Origin of the sequence: Hallella absiana (assembly GCF_025457485.1) — a bacterium.
GTDB classification, from domain to species: domain Bacteria; phylum Bacteroidota; class Bacteroidia; order Bacteroidales; family Bacteroidaceae; genus Prevotella; species Prevotella absiana.
This window is the reverse complement of the sequence record NZ_JAMXSP010000077.1, coordinates 1-1605: the sequence shown is the minus strand read 5'-3', so window position 1 is coordinate 1605 and position 1605 is coordinate 1. Positions and strand designations below refer to the sequence as shown.

General features: G+C 48.8%; 1 protein-coding gene. It reads left to right on the top strand.

Going from position 1 to position 1605, the window contains the following annotated elements:
- The first annotated feature begins 219 nt into the window (after positions 1-219).
- Positions 220-1575: an IS4 family transposase gene (locus NG346_RS14415; protein WP_262288910.1), complete on the top strand. Its 1356-nt coding sequence runs from the start codon at positions 220-222 to the stop codon at positions 1573-1575.
- Positions 1576-1605: the final 30 nt, after the last annotated feature.

Genomic DNA, 1605 nt, shown 5'->3' with positions numbered 1-1605 from the left:
ACTCAAGTTTCGCAAGTAGATGATTATACTTAAAATTTAACAATTATTGCCAATAAAAAAGGCTTTAAGATTTGCCCAATTCGTTAAGAATTAGTAACTTAGTAATCGCCAAACAACTAAGTGATAAATCTCAAAGCCATGGGCAAAGGTACGAAAATAATTTCAGATCTGAGAAGTTTCTTCTCTAAAAGTGAAAATAACAAGGCAATTGACTCAATTATGAGCGTCATGGACCGCATACACATACGTCCGAGCCAAATTGGTCCGGTGAAGAAAGATAACTGCAAGATGAGCAACTGGCAGATTCTGCAGTTGCTGATGCTGTTCCCGTTCTTCTCGGTGAAGAACGCCTCGAAGTTCCCCAACTCTGCCCTGGGGAAGCTATTTGCTTGTGAGAAGGACATGTTCTATCGGTTTATGAATGATGGTAGTGTCAACTGGCGTACGATACTCTGGAGCATCAGCAGCCATCTGCTTCGCCAGATCGAGAAGCTTAGCAATGCCAGCTCCAAGAAGCCGCGGTGCTTGATACTGGATGATACCGATGCGCCAAAGCGTGGAAAGCAGACCGAGCTCATCGGCCGCATCTACTCTCATGTAGTGCACAAGAGCATCCTCGGCTTCAAGTGCCTCACGCTGTTGTATACCGACGGCATCAGCCAGTCGTTCGTCGACTTCTCCCTCCATGGCGAAGAGGGCAAGAACGCTGACAAGAAGCAGGGATTGACGAAAGAGGAACGGGACGCCCGGATGAGCAATGACTACAGTGGCAAGGCTGCTGAGGAGCGCAGTAAGGAGTATTTCATGAAGAAGACCGACAAGGCTATCGAGATGGTAAAGATGGCTATCCTCAAGGGCTACCGCTTCGATTATTTGCTGATGGACAGCTGGTTCACAAACTCCAAGTTCGTCCGTCTGATTACCAGCCGTCATATTCCTTGCCATCTCCTGGGCATGATCAAGCTGGGCAATACGACCTATGAAACCAGGTTCGGTCGGCTGAACGCTTCGCAGATCATCAAACATCTCCAAAAGAAGGGAGCCTGCAAGTACAATCAGACGCTCAGGTGCACCTACTGCACCATCGACGTGAAATATGCTGGCACAACCGTCCGGCTGTTCTTCTGCAAGCGCGGTCGCAAGGGCAGTTGGAATGGGCTGCTCACCACTGACCTCTCGCTCAAGTTCCTCACGGCCTACCGGACGTACTCTATGAGATGGTCGATTGAAGTCGCCTACCACGATTGCAAGACCTTGCTGAACATGGGCAAATGCCAGTCGCGCTACTTCTCCGCACAGATAGCCAGCTTCACGCTGACGATGATACAGTACAACATCCTCTCTGCGGTGAAGCGTTTTGAATCCTACGAAACCATTGGCGGACTCTTCGACGAAGCCATTGGCGGTACTCTCGAGATGTCCGTTGTGGACAGGATATGGGAACTTGTCAAGGAAGTTGTCCTTGAAATCGCAGAGATCGTCTCGGCTGACGCCGAGGAGCTGCTCTCTGCCATTGTTGAGGAAAATCCGAAGTTCCATAAATTCTACGTACTATACAATATTAATGCAGCTTGAGCGTATGCTCATTCACTTGCGAAACTTGAG

Coding starts and splice junctions, on each gene's coding strand:
- NG346_RS14415 (WP_262288910.1), top strand. CDS start 220: ATGAGCGTCATGGACCGCATACACATACGTCCGAGCCAAATTGGTCCG.